Annotated in this window: 19 protein-coding genes and 1 pseudogene; 5 read left to right on the top strand and 15 right to left on the bottom strand. The window is 70.2% G+C overall.

Features of this window, described 5'->3' with window-relative positions; all coding sequences use genetic code 11:
• Positions 1-62 precede the first annotated feature (62 nt).
• The 9 genes from EDM22_RS00875 to EDM22_RS00835 all read right to left on the bottom strand — a co-directional run bounded on the left by EDM22_RS00875 (position 63) and on the right by EDM22_RS00835 (position 9,542).
• Entirely contained in the window at positions 63-1,574 is a 1,512-nt protein-coding gene (locus EDM22_RS00875; protein WP_245989070.1) for a glycoside hydrolase family 32 protein, read from the bottom strand.
• Positions 1,574-2,587, bottom strand: coding sequence for a LacI family DNA-binding transcriptional regulator (locus EDM22_RS00870; protein WP_170963952.1), 1,014 nt, complete (start codon positions 2,585-2,587; stop codon positions 1,574-1,576). The genes EDM22_RS00875 and EDM22_RS00870 overlap by 1 nt, the downstream gene beginning before the upstream one ends.
• A gap of 2 nt (positions 2,588-2,589) precedes the next feature.
• Positions 2,590-3,504, bottom strand: coding sequence for a carbohydrate ABC transporter permease (locus EDM22_RS00865; RefSeq protein ID WP_122935131.1), 915 nt, complete (start codon positions 3,502-3,504; stop codon positions 2,590-2,592).
• Positions 3,501-4,382: a carbohydrate ABC transporter permease gene (locus EDM22_RS00860; protein WP_122935342.1), complete on the bottom strand. Its 882-nt coding sequence runs from the start codon at positions 4,380-4,382 to the stop codon at positions 3,501-3,503. Before EDM22_RS00860 ends, EDM22_RS00865 begins: the two co-directional genes overlap by 4 nt.
• A gap of 85 nt (positions 4,383-4,467) precedes the next feature.
• Complete coding sequence (locus tag EDM22_RS00855; RefSeq protein ID WP_122935341.1) at positions 4,468-5,817, bottom strand: ABC transporter substrate-binding protein; 1,350 nt, start codon at positions 5,815-5,817, stop codon at positions 4,468-4,470.
• Between the two features lie 68 nt (positions 5,818-5,885).
• Positions 5,886-7,409, bottom strand: coding sequence for a glycoside hydrolase family 32 protein (locus EDM22_RS00850; RefSeq protein ID WP_122935130.1), 1,524 nt, complete (start codon positions 7,407-7,409; stop codon positions 5,886-5,888).
• Positions 7,410-7,652: 243 nt separating this feature from the next.
• Positions 7,653-8,129 carry a cupin domain-containing protein gene (locus EDM22_RS00845; RefSeq protein WP_122935129.1) on the bottom strand — a complete coding sequence of 159 codons (477 nt, stop codon included), beginning with the start codon at positions 8,127-8,129 and terminating at the stop codon, positions 7,653-7,655.
• Between the two features lie 183 nt (positions 8,130-8,312).
• Positions 8,313-8,615: a hypothetical protein gene (locus EDM22_RS00840; protein WP_122935340.1), complete on the bottom strand. Its 303-nt coding sequence runs from the start codon at positions 8,613-8,615 to the stop codon at positions 8,313-8,315.
• Positions 8,616-8,714: 99 nt separating this feature from the next.
• On the bottom strand, positions 8,715-9,542 hold the full coding sequence (locus tag EDM22_RS00835; protein WP_122935128.1) for a helix-turn-helix transcriptional regulator: 828 nt from the start codon (positions 9,540-9,542) through the stop codon (positions 8,715-8,717).
• A gap of 111 nt (positions 9,543-9,653) precedes the next feature.
• Between EDM22_RS00835 and EDM22_RS00830 the strand changes: the two genes are divergently transcribed.
• The 3 genes from EDM22_RS00830 (at position 9,654) to EDM22_RS00820 (ending at position 11,617) form a co-directional block, all read left to right on the top strand.
• Positions 9,654-10,403 carry an SDR family oxidoreductase gene (locus EDM22_RS00830; RefSeq protein WP_122935339.1) on the top strand — a complete coding sequence of 250 codons (750 nt, stop codon included), beginning with the start codon at positions 9,654-9,656 and terminating at the stop codon, positions 10,401-10,403.
• Between the two features lie 156 nt (positions 10,404-10,559).
• Positions 10,560-11,219, top strand: a complete 660-nt coding sequence (locus tag EDM22_RS19375) for a DUF6518 family protein (protein WP_170963951.1) — start codon at positions 10,560-10,562, stop codon at positions 11,217-11,219.
• A gap of 26 nt (positions 11,220-11,245) precedes the next feature.
• The gene (locus tag EDM22_RS00820; RefSeq protein ID WP_122935127.1) at positions 11,246-11,617 is read left to right on the top strand and encodes a hypothetical protein; all 372 of its coding nucleotides are present in this window, start codon (positions 11,246-11,248) and stop codon (positions 11,615-11,617) included.
• 28 nt (positions 11,618-11,645) lie between these two features.
• Here the strand turns inward: EDM22_RS00820 and EDM22_RS00815 are convergent, their stop codons facing one another.
• Complete coding sequence (locus EDM22_RS00815) at positions 11,646-11,903, bottom strand: zinc-ribbon domain-containing protein (RefSeq protein ID WP_170963950.1); 258 nt, start codon at positions 11,901-11,903, stop codon at positions 11,646-11,648.
• An 82-nt stretch (positions 11,904-11,985) separates the two neighbouring features.
• On the opposite strand from EDM22_RS00815, the gene EDM22_RS00810 reads away from it, so the two are divergent.
• Both EDM22_RS00810 and EDM22_RS00805 read left to right on the top strand, forming a co-directional pair.
• Positions 11,986-13,059, top strand: a complete 1,074-nt coding sequence (locus EDM22_RS00810) for an epoxide hydrolase family protein (protein WP_122935125.1) — start codon at positions 11,986-11,988, stop codon at positions 13,057-13,059.
• Between the two features lie 87 nt (positions 13,060-13,146).
• Positions 13,147-13,419, top strand: a pseudogene (locus EDM22_RS00805) (alpha/beta fold hydrolase); the annotation flags it as partial.
• A gap of 95 nt (positions 13,420-13,514) precedes the next feature.
• Here EDM22_RS00805 and EDM22_RS00800 read toward each other — a convergent pair.
• The 5 genes from EDM22_RS00800 to EDM22_RS00780 form a co-directional block, all read right to left on the bottom strand.
• Positions 13,515-14,759 carry an FAD-binding protein gene (locus tag EDM22_RS00800; protein WP_122935124.1) on the bottom strand — a complete coding sequence of 415 codons (1,245 nt, stop codon included), beginning with the start codon at positions 14,757-14,759 and terminating at the stop codon, positions 13,515-13,517.
• Positions 14,756-16,795 (bottom strand): beta-galactosidase, encoded by a 2,040-nt coding sequence (locus EDM22_RS00795; RefSeq protein WP_342768484.1) that lies wholly within the window; start codon positions 16,793-16,795, stop codon positions 14,756-14,758. Before EDM22_RS00795 ends, EDM22_RS00800 begins: the two co-directional genes overlap by 4 nt.
• A 70-nt stretch (positions 16,796-16,865) precedes the next feature.
• The gene (locus EDM22_RS00790) at positions 16,866-17,792 is read right to left on the bottom strand and encodes a carbohydrate ABC transporter permease (RefSeq protein ID WP_122935122.1); all 927 of its coding nucleotides are present in this window, start codon (positions 17,790-17,792) and stop codon (positions 16,866-16,868) included.
• Complete coding sequence (locus EDM22_RS00785; protein ID WP_245989068.1) at positions 17,789-18,748, bottom strand: carbohydrate ABC transporter permease; 960 nt, start codon at positions 18,746-18,748, stop codon at positions 17,789-17,791. Before EDM22_RS00785 ends, EDM22_RS00790 begins: the two co-directional genes overlap by 4 nt.
• Positions 18,749-18,878: 130 nt before the next feature.
• Positions 18,879-20,231, bottom strand: coding sequence for an extracellular solute-binding protein (locus tag EDM22_RS00780; protein ID WP_245989067.1), 1,353 nt, complete (start codon positions 20,229-20,231; stop codon positions 18,879-18,881).
• Positions 20,232-20,258: the final 27 nt, after the last annotated feature.

Genomic DNA, 20,258 nt, shown 5'->3' with positions numbered 1-20,258 from the left:
ACCGACGCGGCATGATCCCTGAACCGACGCGGCATGATCCGGCGCCCATCGCGGGCTTCCCCTCACCCGCGTCGCACGTCAGGGTCGTCGCGGGCAGCGAGCGCAGTCCGGCGGCGAACCCACACCGTCGACGGGCCGTCCGCGAACACCGCACCGCCGACCGCGTCCGCATCCGCGAACGCCTGGTCGGACACGGTCACGGCGCCGTCGTCGGCGAACACCTCCACGAGGCATCCGTCGACCGCCAGCTGGACCCGCAGCCGTCCCTCGCGCAGCGGGACCAGCGCACGACTCGACGAGGGGAAGTCGGGATGCACGTCGACGTGGCCCGAGTTCGACCGATCGAGCGAGAGGCGGCCGCTCTCCACGTCGTACGAGAGTCGCGTCGCGGTGCCGTCGCCGACGAGCAGGTCCATGCCGATCCGCCTCGCGCCTCGCGGCTCCCACTCGACGTCGAGCAGCACATTGCAGCCGATCGGAAGTCGACGAACGCCGTCGAGGTCGACGCCGTCGAGCAGTGTCTCGCCCGCTGCCGGATCGATCGCAGCGAGCTCGCGCGGCAGCGACTGGACGAGCCGCACCCGTCCGTCGATCGTCCGGAGCGCGAGCTCCCGCGGCAGCGACATGGCGCCGCGCCACGGCGCCGTGGGGATGTCGGCCGCGTACCGCCAGTTGTTCATCCAGCCCAGCATGATGCGCCGGCCGTCTGGGGCGTTGTCGAACGTGACGCCGGCGTAGAAGTCCCGGCCGTGATCGAGTCGCTGCCACCCGGGGGATTCGTCGGGCGTGAACCGATGCCCGTCGAAATCCCCCACGAGATACGCCATGGACGAGCCATCCGGATCGGCATCCGCACCGACCGGATTGATGCTGAGGAGCAGCACCCACCGTTGACGCAGCGGGTCGTCGTCGACGTCGAGCGGGAAGAGATCGGGGCACTCCCACACCACTCCCCCGGGGCCGAACGCCCCGACGGTCGACTCGTGCCGCCACTCGCGCAGGTCGTCCGAGCTGAAGACGAGCACCTCACGCCGCTCGGCCTCCACTGCGACCATGACCCAGCGCTCGCGTCCATCGCGGTCCGCCGCTCGGATGACCTTCGGGTCGCGGAACGCGTGCGACCCGCGGTCGAGCACCGGGTTGCCGGCGAACGGATGCCACGTGGTTCCCGAGTCCACGCTGACCGCGAGCGACTGCGCCTGCCGACCGTCGGGGTACACGCTCGTGTACATCGCCATGAGGGGCGGGATCACCCCATCGCCGAACCCCGAGGTGTTCGCGTGGTCGACGACGACCGAACCCGAGAAGACCTGCTCGTCGTCGCGGTACGGCAGCGCGACCGGATGCTCCGTCCAGGTCAGCAGGTCGGGGCTCGTCGCGTGACCCCAGCTCATGTTGCCCCAGTCGGCCCCCTCGGGGTTGTACTGGAAGAACAGGTGGTAGCGATCGTCGATCCACACGAGTCCGTTGGGGTCGTTCATCCAGTTCTCGGCGGGCGTGAAATGGAACGCCGGCCGGTACGGATCGAGGGACACGCCGTCGGCGATCGACGCCTCGTGGTCTGTCATCGTCATCAGATCGAGTCGCGGAGCACCGGCGGGCACGCCACCTCGAGGCGTCCGCCGTCGGGCACGGCGTCGATGCCGAGCAGCATCCGCACACCGGCGGCGCCGAGTTCGTAGTGCGGCAGTGCGACGGTGGTGAGCGGCGGCCGGAGGTGCGCGGCGATGACCTCCTGGTTGTCGAAGCCGACGACCGCGACATCCGCCGGGATCGACAGGCCGCGCTCCCGCAGCCCGTCGTAGAGTCCCATCGCCACCCGGTCGTTGTGGCAGAACACCGCGGTCGCCCCGGCGTCGAGGACCGCGCCGACCGCGTCGAATCCGCCCTCCTGCTCGGGACGCGCGTCGAAGACCAGCGCGGGATCGAACGCGATGCCCGCGTGCTCGAGCGCCTCGCGGTAGCCGCGCAGCCGTCCCTCATGGGCGGGCGACGGCGTGGTCGTGTTGATGATCGCGATCCGTCGATGGCCGGCCTCGACGAGCAGCTCGGTCGCGGCGCGGCCGCCCTGCACCTCGTCGGGCACGACCGCCGGCGCCTCGCCCGCCTCGGAGTAGCAGTCGACGAGCACCACGTCCGTCTCGAGCAGGGCCGGAGGGATCTCCGCCGCCCGGTGGTACCAGGTGGAGTAGAGGATGCCGCGCACCTTGTGCTCGAGCATCATTCCGATCGCCTCGTCCTCGACCTCCCGGTCGCCCTCCGTGTTGGCGACGAGCAGCACGTACCCCTGTCGCCAGGCTTCGTCCTGCGCGCCGTGGATGATCTGGCCCGCGAACGGCGTGGTCGCGATCGCGTCGGCCACCAGGCCGATGAACTTCGAGTGGCCGCTCACGAGGTTCTTCGCGAGGGCATTGGGTCGGTAGCCGAGTTCCTCGATCGCCTTCCGCACCCGCTCACGCGCGGCATCGCCGATGCGGGCGTTCGGGTTGTCGTTCACGACGTGCGAGACCGTGGCCACCGACACCCCCGCAGCCTGCGCGACCTCACGCATCGTCACCGGATGCGACGATCGACCCTGCTCGCTCATCGTCATCCCTTCGTGGCTCCGCTCTCCAGACCGTAGATCATCGCCTTGTTCAGCACGAGAAAGACGAGCAGCAACGGCGTGATCGTGATGCACACGGCTGCGAACGTCGCGGTCCAGTCCACGTTGCCCATCGCGCCGATGTAGTTCTGCAGGCCGAGCGGGATGGTCTTCAGTTCATCCGACAGCACGAAGGTGTTGGCGAAGATGAAGTCGTTCCAGATGAAGATGCTGTTCACGAGCACGATCGTCACGATCGTGTTCACCGAGAGCGGGAACGTGATCTGCCCGAAGATGCGGTACGGACCGGCGCCGTCGATGGACGCCGCCTCGTACGTCTCCCGCGGGATGTACTCGTAGAACGACGAGAACAGGTAGACCGACATCGGCAGCGCGAATCCGGCCAGCGGGATGATCATCGACAGGTACGTGTCGAGCAGGTTCACCGACGAGTAGTCGATGAACAGCGGCACGAGGGCGATCTGCACCGGCACGATGATGCCGATCAGGAACAACGCACGCACCACACGGCTGAGGCGGAACCCGAGCACCTGGATCGCGTAGGCGGCCATCATGCCGAGCAGCACGATGAACAGGTTCGCCCCGAGCGTCACGACGAGGCTGTTGACGATGTTCAGTCCGAGGTTCCCGGTCGCGAAGGCCCGAGCGTAGTTGTCGAGCGTGAGCTCGGTCGGCAGTGCGAACGGGTTGCCGCTCGCGAAGTCCTGCTCCGTGCGCAGGCTCGTGAGGAAGAGCCACGCGAGCGGGTACACCTGCACGATCACGATGAGCGTGACGATGACGCTCGCGAGCGTGCGATGCAGGTCGAGGCGGCGCCGGCGGCGCTGCGGCATCCGATCGCGCTCGACCGGCGTCGTCATCGTCGTCGAGGGTGGGGCGATGGCCGTGTGGGTGGTCATGCGTCGGCCTTCCGTCGGAGCAGCAGGATGATGAGCCCGACCGCGATGAGGCACTCGACGACGATGAACACCGAGATGGTGCTGGCGTAGCCGTAGTCGGTGTGCGTGAAGGCGGTCTTGTACATGTAGGTGGTGAGCAGTTCGGATGCCTGACCGGGCCCGCCGTTCGTGAGCAGGTACGGGATGTCGAATCCGCGCAGCGCGTACGTGGCGGCGATGATCGTGGTCGTGATCCAGACGGGACGGATGTATGGGAAGCGGATCTTCGTGAAGACCTGCCACCAGTTCGCGCCGTCGAGCCGAGCCGCCTCCTCGAGCTCCTGGGGAACCGCGAGCAGCGCGGCGTAGATGATCAGCATGTAGAGCCCCGTGAAGCGCCAGCCCTCGGGGATGGACACGGCGGCGAGCACCGTGTCGACGTTCGAGAGCCACGCCTGCTGCAGCTCCCCCAGCCCGACCCACTGCAGCAGCTGGTTCAGCAGTCCGGTCGGTTCCAGCGAGTAGATGCGCTGGAAGAGGAACGCGATCGCCACGGTCGAGATCACCGCCGGCAGCAGGTAGAGCGTCTTCACGAGCTCGCGGCCGCGGCGCAGCGAGATCAGCAGGCTCGCGACGACGAGCGCGCCGCCGAGTTGCAGCACGAGGCAGATGACGAGGTAGCCGAGCGAATTGGAGAACGCGGTCCAGAAGACGTCGTCGCCGACGAACATGCGCGCGTAGTTGTCGAACCCGACGAACCGCAGGTCGGTGATGCCGTCCCAGCTGAAGAAGCTGAGGAACAGCGACTGCACGATCGGGAAGAGCACGGCGATCCCGTACAGCAGGAGCGGCGGGAGGAGGAAGACGAGGACCGAGGTCTTCGAGCGGTTGGGGAGCATGGTGCTGCTCATCATGGGCCTCTCTCGGATGGGGAAGCGGGCCGGGGCGGCGGCGGGGGCAGTCGGGGCCCCCGCCACCTCGGCATCACTCGAACGCGGCCGGGCCGTTCTGGGCGATCGTGGAGTCCATCGTGTCGATGAACTCGTCGGGCGTGCTCTCACCCTGCACGAGCAGGGTCAGTTCCTGCTGCAACCGGGTGTTCGAGGTCGGGTCGAGCTGGGTGTCCCAGGGCATCGCGATCTGCTCGCCGACGTCGTTCGCCTGCTCGACGGCACGCTCGTACAGCGGGGTCGCGTTGTCGGGGATGGTGGTCTCGACGTTCGAGGTCGGCGAGAGCGCACCGGTGGCGGCGTACACCTCCGGGTACCGCTTCAGGGCGAACGCGAGGAAGTCGCGCACGAGCGGGTCGAAGGTCTTCGCGTTCACGGCCATGCCGATTCCCGAGGGCGTGACGTACTCGTTCGCCGCGGTCACAGCGTCTGGCGTGAGCGGCAACGTGAAGTAGTCGATGTCGTCGCGCACCGCCGGGTCGAGGTTCTCGGTGGCGAGGTTCCCGAGCTCCCACGTGCCGATGTTGTACACGGCGGCCTTGCCCGACGTGAAGAGCGCCTGCGCATCGGCGTACCCGGTCGACGAGAAGCCCTGCGCGAAGCATCCCGCCTCGCCGAGCGAGTGGAGCCAGTCCACGGCCGCTTGGCCGTCGGGATCGGCGAACTTCGCGTCGCCCTTCTTGAGCTCCTGCACGTACTCGGGCCCCGCGGTGCGGAACGGGTGGTACGCCATGTACCGCTCGAGCGGCCACTGGTCCTGGCCGTCGAGGGCGATCGGAGTGACGCCCGCCGCGCGCAGCGCCGTGCACATCGCCGGGAAGTCGTCGAGCGACTCGGGCACCTGCACGCCCGCCTGCTCGAAGAGCGCCGTGTTGTACCAGAAGAACTCCAGCTGGAACTCGAACGGGATCATGTACAGCGAGCCGTCGTCGAACCGCTGGTAGTTCAGCGCCGCGGGGCGGTAGTCGTCGTACAGGTCGAGGCTCTTCAGGAGCTTCTCGGCGTCGATCATGCGGCCCTGGTCGGCGAGCTTCCTCGCGAACGGCGTCGCGTCGGTGTCGAACAGCTCGGGCAGCTTGTTCGCCGCGGCGAGCGTCTCGTACTTCTGGATGTACGAGGGCCGGTCGGGCGTGGTGATGAGGTTCAGTGAGAACCCCGGGTGGTCGGCGGCGTACTCGTCCGCGATCTGCTGCATGGCGGTGATCACGCCGCCGTCGGCCGGCCGCGAGAGCAGCCACGAGATCTCGCGTGGGGTGATCTCGCCTGCGGGGTCGACGTCGCCGGGATCGGTGCCGGCGCTGCCGCCGCCGGCGCAGCCGCTGAGCACGAGTGCGACCGCGGCTGCGGCGGCCACCACCGCGGCCCTGATTCGGGTGTGCGTCATGTCGTTCATCTCCATTGATTGAAGCGGGTGTGAGGGGAAATGTGTTCAGTTGTCTGGTGGTGCGGTGTTCAGGTCGTGGCGGATGCCGCGGCGAGCGCCCCGGATCCGACCGGGTCGGCGACGGGTTCCGGCTCGCGACGGGTGCGTACGCGGCATCCGTTCACGATCGCGGCCCCTTCGCCGACGAACAGTCCCAGCCGACCGGTCGGGCGGTCGTATAGCCGGGTGCTGAGGCTGACGCTGCCGTCGAGGTTCGCGACGCAGAGGTCGCCGTCGACGATGAGCTCGACCGTGTGCCGGCCGGGCGGGAGATCGCATGAGCGCTCGAGCTCGATGACATACGGCACATCGCCCGAGACCTCCCACTGCCCGTCACCGGTGCGCGGTCGCGGCCAGCGGTCGAAGACCATGCGACCGCGCTTCGGCTCGAGGCGGAGGATGTAGCCCTCGTCGCCATCGGCGCTGGCACGCAGGAGGATGCCGCACTCGGTCGTGCCGGGTGCGATGTCGAAGGTCACCGCTGCGTGGAAGGCATCAGGCAAATCGTCTCGCGACACGACCGCCCGATAGCCGTCGGGTGCGCGGAGCGGGATGGGCGCCCCGACGACCGGCGCCGGCTCGGCGCTGTCGGCACTGTCGAACGCGACGGCCTCGTCAGCGGTGAAGCTGCCTGTGGACTCGGCGGGGAAGCCGAACGCGAGCGTGCCATCGGCGTTCTGCCTCGCCTCGAGCACCGAGAGCGTGCCGGCCCACCGCCAGGCTCCGTCGTCGCGGCCGCCGTCGCGGCTCGCGATCCAGCCGAAGAAGAACCGGCGACCATCGCGCTCGGCCGACTTCGCCGCGTAGTAGGCGCGCCCGTCGATCGAGTCGTGCGTCGGTACCTGCCATGGTCCGTGGAGGCTTCGCGACATCCGGTACCGCGTGGTGAACGACTCGGAGAATTCGGACGAGACGAGGTACCACCAGTCGCCCCACTGGAACACCTCGGGGCACTCGTGCGTGATGTAGCGACGGGGATCCCAGAACGGCTCGGCCGGTTCCCACGTGGCGAGGTCGCGCGAGACGCACTGGGCGATGACGCCACGGCGACGTTCCGGCCCGTCGACGTGCCGTGCTGCGATGAGCATGCGCCAGAGCCCGGCCTCATCGTCGCGAAAGACGAACGGGTCACGCCAGTCCGCCGACTCGTAGCCGTCGGGTGCGCCGAAGGTGTGCTCGGGGTGCCGCTGCCAGGTCGTCATGCCGTCGGTGCTCGTCGCGTGCATCACCAGCTGGAGGGGAAGGCCGTCGTCACCGAGTCGACGCGGGTTCTGGCCGGTGTAGAAGAGGTGGTGCGCCCCGGTGGAATCGCGCACGATGCTGCCTGTGTAGGCGTTGAAGTCGGATGCGTCCGCCTCCCCCGCGGCGAATGCGAGGCCTTCATCGTCGAAGTGCACGAGGTCGCGGGTGGTGACGAGATGCCACGGCGTGCCCGGCTTCGGCGAGCGGCGCTGCTCGTGCAGGTAGAACAGGTGGAAGACGCCGTCCTCCTGCCAGGGGATGACGTCGCCGACCCACGCGCCGGCGGGCTGGAAGAAGACTGCGTGTCGCATCGTCGCTGATGTCCTTTGGTTAAGCGTTTGATCAGGACGATCATACGACGCGCTCGAGGGATGGTCAAGCGTTTAATCAGCGCGATCAAGCGTTTGATCACGACCGAGGACACGCGAGGAATTCAGCCACGACATCGCGCCGAACTCGCCTCAGATGAGGCGACCCTCACACGAGGGAGCGCGAAACGCGCCCGCCGTCACCGGCGGGCGCGCGTGCCGGCCTGCTGCCGGCCGCCCCGCCGCTCAGGCGTGCTCGTCGGGCTGGCCGGCCTCGGGCTCGACAGCCCACGACGGCGGCTCGTCGGCGCCCGCCTCCTCGTCGCGCTCGGCGTCATCCGCCGTCTTCTGCACCTTGCCGGGCGCGTGATGCACGGGGGCATAGACCGTGTAGAGGCGCAGCGGCTCGTCGCCCGTGTTCTCGACGTCGTGCCACGTGCCGGCGGGCACCTGGATGCTCCAGCCGTCGGCGACGTCCTCCTGGAACGTCAGCCGGTCCTTCTCGGGGCCCATCTTCACCCGTCCCCTGCCGGCGTCGAGCCGCAGGAACTGGTCGGTCTCGGGGTGCGCCTCGAGGCCGATCGATTCGCCGACGGGGATCGACATGAGCGTCACCTGGAGGTACTTCCCCGTCCATGCCACGACGCGGTAGTTCTCGTTCTCCTTGGTGGCGGCCTCGATGTCGAACGCCTTCGGCTCGGGTCCGTTGTCGGTGATGTCCATTACTGCAAGTCCCCCTTCGCTGGTGCGCCGGTGCTCGGCGGCACCTCGGTGCTCCGGATGCCGCGCCCCGCCGCGTGCCAGTTCAGGCTAGCCACGCGCGACGGCGGTTCCTAGGGCTTGCGGCCCACGGCCGCGCGGCATCCACGAGGTCGCGGCCGCGCGATCGCCCCGACGTGCTGCGAGCTACTCGACGTGCTGCAGCACGCGGGTGAGCTGCCAGTCGACCGTGCCGTGGTCGATGGCCGCGTGCACGGGCGAACCCGCCATCTCGCCCGTGATGCCGGCTGCCCCGCGCTCGGCATGAGCGAGGTCGTCGTACGCGACGATGTCGACGATCGTGCCGTCGTCGCGCTCGACGATGCGGCGCCACAGGAATCCCGGCTGCCGCTTCAGGTATTCGTTGATGTCGTCGTTCGCCGCGATGAAGTCGGCCACGGCGAGCCCCGGGGCGGGCCGGAGCGTGGTGATCTCGAGGATCTCGGTCATGTCGTTCCCTTCGACGGACGCGGCCCGTTCGGGCGCTGCATCCACCATGGCCCCGCGCCCGCAGATGAGGAAGACCGTGGCTGCCTCGGTGCGCGGCACCTAGGACCGAGCGACCATCGCGGCGAGGAACGTGAGCGCCTGCTCGCTGGGACTGCCGGGCACGGGGGTGCCGACGAGCAGCTGCTGGCCGGGGGCGTCGTGCACGTCGAAGGTCTGGTAGGTCAGCTCGATCCGGCCGGCCTCGGGATGCACGAAGACCTTGAACGCGCGCGCGAGACCGCCGACGCCCTGCGCGGCCCAGAGTCCGCGGAACTCCGGGGAGCGCGCGTCGAGGTCGGCGACGAGGTCGGCGATCGCCTGATCGCCGGGGAACAGGCCCGCGTTCAGCCGCAGCGCGTGCACGGTCGACTCGGCCACGATCGGCCACTCGGCGAACACGCGCCGGGCCTCGGGGTGGGTGAACAGGATGCGCGGCATGTTGCGCTCGGGGTCGAACGGCGAGAGCAGCGCGTCGGCGATCGCATTGGCGGCGAGCACGTCGAAGGCCGGGCCGAGCACGTAGGCCGCCGCCCCCGGGAAGGCGTCGAGCAGTTCGAGCAGGGCGGGATGCACCCGGTCGGCGCGACGGTCGGGCACGAGTCGCGGGTTCAGCCCCGCGAGCCGGAACAGGTGACCGCGCGCGTCGGCGCTGAGGCGCATGGCACGCCCGATCGCGTCGAACACCTGCGGCGAGGGGTTGCGCTCCCTGCCCTGTTCGAGGCGGGCGTAGTAGTCGGCGCTCACCCCCGCGAGCACGGCGACCTCCTCACGGCGCAGCCCGGCCACCCGGCGCCCCGAGACGCCTCCGGCAAGGCCCACGTCGGCGGGGTGCACCCGCGCGCGATTGGCGCGGAGGAACGCGCCGAGGTCGCCTTCTCCGGTGGTCATGCTGCGGATACTACCCGCGGATGCCTCGGGCCGAGGCGGGCTGGGTGGGTGCAGTGCACCCCGGCTCGCGCTGCCTTCCCCGTTCGATCGCGCGGCGGTCGAATGGTGGACATGACCGGCATCGCCTCCATCACCACCCACCCCAAGACCATCCTCATCACCGGAGCCAGCAGCGGCATCGGCGAGGCGACAGCGCGCCGGCTCGCAGCGCTCGGCCACCGCGTCGTCGTCGGCGCACGCCGCACCGACCGCCTCACGGCACTCGCCGAGGAACTGCGTGCGGACGGGGCATCCGTGACCCCGCTCGAGCTCGACGTGACCGACCTGGAGTCCGTGCGCGCCTTCGCCGCCGCGGCGATCGCGGAGCACGGCCGCATCGACGTGCTGGTCAACAACGCGGGCGTCATGGCACTGTCGGCGGTCGCCGACCTGCGCATCGACGAGTGGGAGCGGATGATCGACGTCAACCTGCGCGGGGTGCTCTACGGCATCGCGGCCGTGCTGCCGCAGATGCGGGCCCAGGGCGGTGGGCACATCGTGAACGTCTCCTCGGTCTCGGGCCACCGAGCCGACCCGACCGCCGCGGTCTACAGCGCGACGAAGTTCGCCGTCGCGGCGCTCTCCGAGGGGCTCCGGCAGGAGGAGCGCGACGTCCGCGTCACGGTCGTGAGCCCCGGACTCACGCGGTCGGAGCTGACGGATCGCGGCGGCGCTCCCGACGCCCAGGCGGCCGCGCGCGCGGCGGCCGAGCAGCTGGCGATCCCGGCATCCGCGATCGCCGACGCCATCGCGTTCGCGATCGACCAGCCCGCCGCGGTCGACGTGAACGAGCTCATCATCCGCCCGACTGCGCAGGGCTGAGCGCGGCGCCGTCACGCGGGCGCCGTACCGGGGCGCCGTCGCCGGGCGCCGTCCCGGCGGCCGGCCGGCTCGAGCGATCGTGCGGACGTCATCCCTGCGGATGATTCCGCACCCCCGCGCGGCGGCCGCGCCGTGCGCTCCCTCCAAGATGGAACCATGACCGCCCCCACCGCCGCCCGCTCCGGGTCCGACCGCCTGCACCGCGAACGGCGTGGGACCGGCGCGGGCGTGCGCGTCGCCGTCGTGGCTGTCGCCGCGTTCCTCCTCGGCGGACTGACGTCGTACGGGCAGCTCCTGTTGCCGCCCGAGTTCGCGTCGCTCGCGAACTCCGCGTCGGGATGGGCGATCCCGACGGCGGTGCTCGTGTACGTGTCGGCCCGCGGGTACGCCGAGGCGGCGCTCGGCGGCGCAGCGGCCTTCGTCGCCCTCACCCTCGGCTACGCGTTCACCTCGGCGATCCGCGGGATCGAATTCGACCCGGTGACGTGGGCGGTGATCGGCGCCGTCACCGGTCCGGTGGTCGGCGCGGCCGCGTTCGCAGTGCGTCGCGAGGTCTGGCCCGCCGTCGTCGGCGCGGGACTGCTCGCCGGCGTCCTCGTCGGCGAGGGCGTCTACGGCCTCACCGTGATCGGCGACACGACGAGCCCCGCCTACTGGTGGGTCGTGGTCGCGCTCGGAGCGACCCTCCTCGCGGTGCTCGCGGTGCGGCTCCGGTCCGTCGTGCCCGCGCTCGCCATGCTCGGCATCGCCGCGACCGTGGCTGCGGCCTTCCTCATCGCGTTCACGGCACTGCCGTCGCTGTTGGCGGGCCTGTGAGGACCAGCCGGCGATAGGCTCGGCGGATGGCCGCCGCGATCGCACTCACCGTCATCCTCTGCGCGCTCGCGGTGTTCCAGCTCGCGCTCGCGCTCGGCGCGCCGCTCGGCCGCTTCGCGTGGGGCGGCGCGCACCGCGTCCTTCCGGCGAGGCTGCGGATCGGCAGCCTCGTGTCGATCGTGATCTACGCCGTGATCGCCGTGCTCGCACTCGACCGCGCGGGACTCATCGACGTCGTGCCCGATGGGGTCTCGATCGTGGGAATGTGGATCGTGTTCGGCTACTTCGTGCTCGGCATCGTGATGAACGCCCTCTCCCGGAGCAAGCCCGAACGCTACACGATGACGCCGGTCGTGACCGTGCTCGCAGTGCTGAGCCTGCTCGTCGCACTGAGCTGAGCCGGCGGCCGGACGAACCGCCGGCGGGTCAGCTCACCTCGCGGTGGTGCGATGCCCACTCGACGCCGTGCATGGCCTGGTCCTTGGTCAGGGCCGTCGTGCCGCCGCAGTTCGAGCAGACGACGAAGTAGCGTCGCGAGAGCGCGAGCAGTGGGATGAAGAAGCTCGACAACCTGCTGGCGCTTTCGATCACGTGCTGGGTCGCGTGCGTTCCGCAGTGCTCGCACACGAACGCCACGACCGTCAGCACCCGCTCGCGCGGGGTCACGCCGAAGATCAGGAACATCATCCGATCGTACGGATCACGTCGCCTCGGCATCAGGGGGTTGCGCCCGGCCGAGTGGAGGTCCGTTCGCTAGCGTCGAGCCATGGATCCCTTCACCATCTCCGTCGCCGACGACGTGCTCGACGACCTTCGCTCGCGGCTCACGCGCACCCGGTTCACAACCCCGAGCGCGCCCGGCTGGACCGCGGGCACCGACCCGGCGTACCTGCGCGAACTCGTGGCGTACTGGGCGAACGACTTCGACTGGCGCGCCGCCGAGGCGCGGCTCAACGCCTACCCGCAGTTCCGCGCTCGCGGCCAGCACTTCGTGCACCTGCGCCGCGACGCGAGTCGGCCGCCGGTGCTGCTCGCCCACGGCTGGCCGAGCAGCTTCCTCGAGATGCTGCCGCTCGCCGACCTGCTCGACGTCGACGTGGTCATCCCGTCGCTCCCGGGCTTCCTGTACTCCGACCTCGTCGACGGTCCGCTCACGCGGGCGGCCATCGCCGAGGCGTTCCACACCTTCATGACCGACACCCTCGGCTACGAGCGCTACTTCGCGTTCGGGGGCGACATCGGCGGCGCGGCATCCGGATGGCTCGCCACCATGTACCCGAACGAGGTCGCCGGCCTGCACGTGATCCACGGGCCGTTCCCCGCCGACTTCGACGCGTCGCCCATCACGGCGGCCGAGCAGGCGTTCCTCGACGCCGAGGAGCAGCGTGACGAATGGGACTCGGGCTACAGCTGGATCATGAGCACCCGTCCCGACACGATCGCGGCCGCCCTCGCCGACTCCCCCGCGGGACTCGCCGCGTGGATCATCGACAAGTACCGCGACTGGAGCGACTGCGGCGGCGACCTCGAGCGCCGCTTCGACCGCGACACGCTCTGCACGATCCTCACGCTCTACTGGGCGACGGAGTCGATCGGCACCTCGTTCCGGCAGTACCTGGACTATCCGCAGAACGCGCCGCGTCCGACGATCCCGGTGCCGGTCGCGGTCACCCGCAGCCACGAGCCGCCGCTGGACCTGTTCCCGCGGTCCATCGCCGATCGCGCAGCCAGCGACATCCGCCAGTACTCCACGCCCGGCCGCGGCGGCCACTTCCTCGCGTTCGAGGAGCCGCAGCTGATCGCCGACGAGCTCAGCGCGTTCATGCGGTCGGTCGGGTAGCCCGATCCTGCCCGGTCGCGACCACGGCGGCCGGCGTCGCGTGCGCGAGCGCCCAGTCCAGCGCGTAGTCGGCGACCTCCTCCCAGCCGGGCTCGGCGCAGATCCAATGCGAGCGGCCCGGCCGCGTCCCAGCGGCCGGCCGCCCTGCAGGCGCTGTTCACCCCGTCGGGCGAGCCGGCGTGGAAGACCATTCCGAGCTGGTACGTCGTGGCATCGCAGGACCACACCATCCCCCCGGAGGCCGAGCGCGTCATGGCCGAGCGCGCGGGGGCGACGACCCTCGAGATCGACAGCTCGCACGTCGTGATGATGAGCCATCCTGCGGAGGTCACCGAGGTCATCCTCGACGCCGCCCGGTAGCCACCCTCGCCGCGGCATCCGTCACCTGAGCCGGTCGGATGCCGCGGCCCGGCAGGTATGCCAAGGCCCCTCGGCCCTCCTGCAGTGCGACCGTCTCAGCGCACCCCGAGCCGCTCCAGGTACGCGTTCGAGAAGACGCCCTCGGGGTCGAGGTCGCGGTAGAGCGCGCGGGCGTCGGCGAGGCGCGGATACGCGGCCGCGATGCCGGCGTCGTCGAACGCGTTCCACTTGCCCCAGTGCGGTCGCACGTCGAACGGATGCAGTGCCGCCTCGATGCCCGGCAGCAGGGCGCGCACGGCGTCGTCGTGCCGCATCCACGTGAAGTGGATCGCCACCGTGTCGCGCCCCGACGCCGGGCCGAGCCAGGTGTCGTCGGCCGCGATCGTGCGGATCTCGGTGATGATCAGGTGCGGATCGATGTCGGCCGCGAGTTCGCGCACCGCCGCGATCGCCGCCGGCGCGTGCGCCCTCGGCACGAAGTACTCAGACTGGATCTCGTCGCCGAACGACGGCGTCTCCTCGAGCCGGAAGTGCGGCAGGCGCTCCAGCCACGGCCCGACGCTGCCGTCCTGCGGGGTCCAGCTCACCTGGTCGAACCGCTCCCCCGCCTCGGCCTCGCGAACGGCGTCGAGCACGGATGCGTCGAACGACCCGTCGACGCGCTGCTTCACGAGCACGTGCTCCACGGTGGGCGCACCCCAGTGCGTGAAGAGGCTCACGCTCGTGCCCGCCGCGGTGACGTCGTCGAACCGATCGGCGAGCACGTCCCAGTCGAGGCCCACGTGGAGCCGCTGCCGCATCCGGTAGCTCGGCTCGACGGCGAGCTCGACGCGCGTGACGATGCCGTAGGCGCCGAGCCCCACGACGAATCCGCCGAACCGGGGGTCGTCGCGCTCGACGCGCTGCAGCTCGCCCGCCGCGTCCACGAACTCGAGCGCTCGCACCGCATCCGCGAGCAGCCGCAGCCGGTCGCCCGAGCCGTGGGTGCCGGTCGCGACCGCGCCGGCCACCGAGATGTGCGGCAGCGAACCCATGTTGTGCAGAGCCCGGCCGTGCTGCTCGAGCCAGATGGCCAGCTCGCCGTAGCGGATGCCGGCGCCCACGGCGACGACGTCGCCGGTGGCCGACAACCGCGGCTCGGGCGGCACGTCGACGACCGAGACGAGCGTGCCGGCGGTGTCGGCGACGTCGTTGAACGAGTGCCGTGTGCCGAGCGCGCGAACCGGACCGGTGCGCGAGCGCACCGCCTCCTGCACCTCGGCGACCGAGCGGGCTCGCACCAGGTCGCGCGCGTGGAAGCGGTGCGTGCCCGCCCAGGTCTCGCCGATCGCATCGCTCACCCAGAGGCTCCGTTCTCGCCGTCGGACACCGGCAGCGCGATGACCGCCACGCCCTGCGGGGGCAGCGTCATGCCGGATGCCGCCGCGCCCGTGAGCCTATCGGTTCCGTCGAGGCGCAGCACCGCGTCATCCGCCCCGTGGTTGATGACGAAGACCGACCCGCCGCGGCGCACCGCCTCGACCTGGCCGCCGCTCGCGACCGGCGACGGCAGTTCGATGCCCGCCTCCCGCGCGGCACGCTCGGCCAGGCGGCCCAACGCGCCCGGATCCGGAAGCGTGGCGACGTACCAGGCGCTGCCGTGGCCCGTGGCGCGCCGGGTCACCGCGGGCCAGCCGGCGAGCGCGCCGTCGCCGAACGTCGCGAGCGTCTCGGCCTCCTCGACGCGCACGAACTCGGCCCAGACGCTGCCGGTCGTGGCCCCGCCGAACACCTCGCCGTCGAGTGCCACCGCCGGCGCTGCCCCACCGCCGATCGCCCGCAGGTCGGCGGCCGCGGGCGGCGCGAACTCCTCGATCCACACCCCGAGCGCCCGCCGCAGCGGCTCGCCGAGGTAGCCGCCGAGCCGCACGTGCAGGTGCTCGTCGGTGATCGCCGTGCCGAAGCCCACGACGAGCGTGCCGCCGGCATCCGCGAAGGCCGCGAGGTTGCCCACCTGCGCGTCGGTCGCGACGAAGTGCGCCGGCGCGACCACGAGCCGATACGCCGAGAGGTCGGCCTCGGCGCGCACGAAGTCGACCGCGAGCCCGAGCGACGTGAGCGCGTGGTGCCACGCGAACAGCGTCTCGAGGTACGAGACCGTCGTCGGCGAGGCCGGCTGCTCGATCGCCCACCAGCTGTCCCAGTCGAAGGCGATCGCCACGCTCGATGGCACGCGGCTCCCCTCGACGCCGGCCTCCGGTCCTGAGAGACGCTGCAGCTCACCGCCGAGCTGCTCGATCTCGCGCCACACCCGGGTGTCGGTGCCGCCGTGCGGCAGCATCCCGGAGTGGAACTTCTCGGAGCCCGCCTTCGACTGCCGCCACTGGAAGAACAGGATCCCGTCGGCGCCGCGCGCCACCGACTGGTACGACCAGGCGCGCATCTGCCCGGGCGCCTTCGCCGCGTTCTGCGCCCGCCAGTTGACGGCGCTCGGCGACTGCTCCATGAGCAGCCACGGCGCACCGCCGCCGAGCGACCGCATGAGGTCGCGCACCATCGACGCGTACGCCGGGGACAGCGGGTCGGCGGGATCGGGGTAGGTGTCGTCGGACACGATGTCGACGTGCGGCGCCCACTTCCAGTAGTCGACGGGCTTGAAGAAGCCCATGAAGTTCGTCGTGATGGGCACCCGGGAGGCCGCGCGGATGACCTCGACCTCCGACAGGTAGCACGCGAGCAGTTCGTCGCTCGAGAACCGGTCGAAGTCGAGCAGGTGGGTGGGATTGCGGAACGTCGGCGCCGCCCGCGGCGGCTCGATCTCGTCGAACGAGGCGTACGCCTGCGACCAGAACGCGGTGCCCCACGCGCGGTTGAGCTCCTCGACCGAGCCGTATCGCGCCGCGAGCCACGCGCGGAACGCCGCCGCCGACACCTCGCAGTAGCAGTGGCTGACGTGGCATCCGTACTCGTTGTTGACATGCCAGAGCTCGAGGGCCGGATGCTGCGCATACCGCTCGACCACGCGCTCGACGAGGCGCCGGGCGTGCTCGCGGTAGACGGGCGAGCTCGGGCAGTACTGCTGGCGGCTGCCCACCTCGAGTCGCACGCCGTGCTCGGTGACGGGAAGGGTCTCGGGATGCAGCCGCGCGAGCCACGGCGGCGGCGACGCGGTGGCCGTGGCCAGGTCGACGCGGATGCCGCCCGCGTGCAGGCCGTCGAGCACCTCGTCGAGCCACGCGAAGTCGTACTCGCCGGGTCGCGGCTCGAGCCGCGCCCACGAGAAGACGCCCACCGTGGCGATGCTGATGCCGCCGCGCTGCATGAGGCGCACGTCCTCGTCCCACGTCTCGCGCGGCCATTGCTCGGGGTTGTAGTCGCCGCCGTACCAGATCGTCACGATCGTCCCTTCCCGAGCCGGGTCCCGTGTGCGTGCCGAGACCTCCGTGTGCGTCGCTGCATCCGCTCGCTCATCCCTTCACCCCGCCGGTGGTGAGGCCCGACTGCCAGTACCGCTGCAGGAACAGGAAGCCGATGATCAGCGGGAGGACGGTGACGAACGACCCGGTGATCACGGTGGAGAACAGCGCCTGCGAGCCGCCGCCCGCGGAGGCGGCCGCCTGGATCTGCGCGAGCCCGACCGTGAGCGGATACAGGTCGGAGCTGTTCAGCATGATGAGCGGCAGGAAGTAGTTGTTCCACGTGCCTACGAGGGTGAAGAGGAACACCGTGACGAGGCCCGGGCCGAGCAGGCGCAGGCCCACCTGCCAGAAGATGCGGAACTCGCCCGCGCCGTCGACGCGCGCCGCCTCGATGAGGTCGTTGGGGATCGCGTCGGCCGCGTAGACCCGCATGAGGTACACCCCGAACGGGCTCACGAGCGACGGGATGATGATCGCCCACGGCGTGTCGGTCAGTCCGGCCGACGAGAACAGCAGGTAGGTCGGCAGCGCGAGGGCGGTGAGCGGGATCATGATCGCGCCGAGCGTGATGCTGAAGAGCGCCTTGTTGCCGGGGAAGTCGTACTTCGCGAAGGCGTAGCCCGCCATCGTGGCGAGCAGCGTGGCGCCGACCGCGGAGGCGACCGAGTACCCGATCGTGTTGAGCAGCCAGCGCGTGAAGATGCCGTCGCGCACCGTGAACAGCGTCTGCAGGTTCTCCCAGAGCGAGAAGTCGCCGCCGAACCACAGTCCGAAGGTCGAGAACAGCGCGGCGTTGTCCTTCGTCGCCGACACGAAGAGCCACCACAGCGGCAGCACGAAGTACAGCACCAGCAGCCAGAGCATCACCGTGAGCAGCACGCTGCGTCGCCGCTCGGGCGCGTAGCGGCGCTTGGCGCGGCGACCGCCGGTCGCCGAATCGGCCGTGACGACGGCGCGAGTGTCGAGCGAGGTCATCGGATTCCCCTCTCACGTCGTTCGCGCTGCTGCGCGCTGAGCTGCACGATGTAGGACACGACGGCGATGACGATGCCGATGAGGAAGGCGATCGCCGCCGCGTAGTTCAGCTCCTGGTTGATGAACGCGATGTTGTACGCGTAGTAGTTCGGGGTGAACGAGTTCGTGATCGCGTCGGGCGCGATCGCGTTCAACAGGCTCGGCTCGCTGAACAGCTGGAACGTGCCGATCACCGAGAAGATCACCGTGAGCAGGATCGCGGGACGGATCGCGGGGATCTTGACGCTCCACGCGACCCGGAACTGGCCGGCGCCGTCGAGCTCGGCCGCCTCGTAGAGCTCGGTGGGGATCGACCGCAGGGCGGCGTACAGGATGATCATGTTGTAGCCGATGAACTCCCACGTGACGATGTTCATCATCGAGCCGAGGATGTTCTCGGGCGTCAGGAACTCGGGCGTCCCCCAGCCGACGCTGCGCGCGATCTGGGCGATCGGACCGAAGTCCGGCCCGTACAGGTAGCCCCACATGAGCGTGGCGACCACCGCGGGCACGGCGTAGGGCATGAACACGAGCAGGCGGATGCCCTTGGATCCGCGTGCCCGCCCGCTGTCGAGCGCGAGGGCGAGGAACAGCGCGATGCCGAGCATGATCGGCACCTGGATGATGAAGAACACGCCCATCCGGCCGATGCTGGCGAGGAACGCCGAGTCCTGCAGGGCGCGCACGTAGTTCGCGAAGCCGGCGAAGACCTCGCCGCCGATGAGCTTGCTCTCGAAGAGGCTCAGGTAGCCCGCGTACACGAGGGGCACGACGAGCATCGTGGTGAACACGACGAAGAACGGCAGGATGAACAGGTACGCCGCGCGGCGTTGCCTGCGCTTCGTCAGGCTCGTGCGCCGCTTCGGCGGCGCCGGGAGGGATGGGCGCTCGGCGGTGAGCGCCGGGGACTGCGACACGGTGGCTCCTTCTCTCGCAGGATGGCGGCCCGGGCCGGGCCCATCGGCCGCGTCGGCTCGATCGGCCGGCCCATGGCCGGGGGTGCGGGGCGCCCGCCGCCGCCGGACCGGCGGCGGGCGCCCCGGGGAGTCACTCGACGGTGAAGCCCTGGTCTTCCGCGTACTTCACGAGCTGGTCCTGCCACGTGTCGAGCGCGGCGGCGATGTCGCCCTTGTCGGCGATCACCGAGCCCATCGTCTCCTCGTAGCTGGAGTACACGTAGTCCATGAAGGGCAGCCACTGGAAGTCGGTGTCCACCGTCTGCGAGATCTCGGAGAACAGCTTGTTGACCTGCTGGCCGCCGTAGAACTCCGACTCCTGGTCGACGAACGCGGGGTCCTCGAGCACCGAGACCTGCGGCGGGAACAGGAACTGCTCCGTCGCGAGCTTCATCGCGGACTCCTCGTCGTTGTTGATGAACTTCGCGAGCTCGTACGCCGCGATGGGGTTCTTGCTCGACGCGAGCACCGCGTCGGACGAGCCGCCCCAGTTGCCCGAGACCTCCTCGCCGGCCTTCCACTGCGGCAGCGGAGCCGCGCGCCACAGGCCCGAGGTGTTCTCCGCGGTGCCCTGGAGGAACACCGGCGCCCATGCTGCCGTGAGCCAGCCGGCGTACTTGCCGTTGGCGAGGCCCTGGTACCACTGGTCGTTGAAGTCGGCGTCGACCGAGATGAGGTCCTGCTGGATCAGGTCGGTCCAGTACGACGCGACCTCCTTGGCCCCGTCGCTGTTGACGTCGATCTTCACGGTCTCCTTGCCGTCGTAGCCGAAGGGCTTGACGCCCGCCTGCCAGAAGAGGCCGATCATCTGGCCGGCCTGGGTGGCGCCCAGGTTGGAGATGTACGAGCCCGTGGCGTCCTTCACGGCCTTGGCGGCCGTCGCGTACTCCTCGTACGTGGCCGGCGGCTCGGTGATGCCCGCCTTGCTCAGGATGTCCTCGCGGTAGAGGTTGCCCATGGGGCCGACGTCCTGCGGGATCGCCCACACCTCCTCGTCGGGCGAGACCTGGTTCCACGCCCAGTCCACGTAGTCGCCCGAGAGGTCGTCGGCGCCGTACGGCGTCAGGTCGAGCAGCGACCCCGGGAGCACGAACGACGGGATGTACTGGTACTCGATCTGCGCGACATCCGGTGCGCCCTCGCCCGCCTCGATCGCGCTGCGGAGCTTCTGGTAGTGGGGCAGGCCCTGGCCGACGTTCTCGACCGTCACGTCGATCGCGGGGTACTTCTCCTCGAAGAGCTTCACCTCGTTCTCGATGTCGGGCACCCACGTCCAGAACGTGAGCTTGGTCGGGGTGGTCATCGCCTTGTCGATGTCCTCCTGGCTGACGGGCCCCTGCGTGCTGCCGCCGCCGCCAGAGCTGGGCGTGCAGCCGGAGAGGACCAGTGCTGTGATGGCGGCGCCGACGCCCAGCGCCAGTGCTGCTCTTGGTGCGTTCCTCATGTCTCGCTTCCTCTTCTTCGGTGTTTC

This window comes from Agromyces tardus, from assembly GCF_003710805.1.
GTDB classification, from domain to species: domain Bacteria; phylum Actinomycetota; class Actinomycetes; order Actinomycetales; family Microbacteriaceae; genus Agromyces; species Agromyces tardus.
The sequence above is the reverse complement of the archived record's forward strand: the minus strand, read 5'-3'. Positions and strand labels throughout refer to the sequence as shown.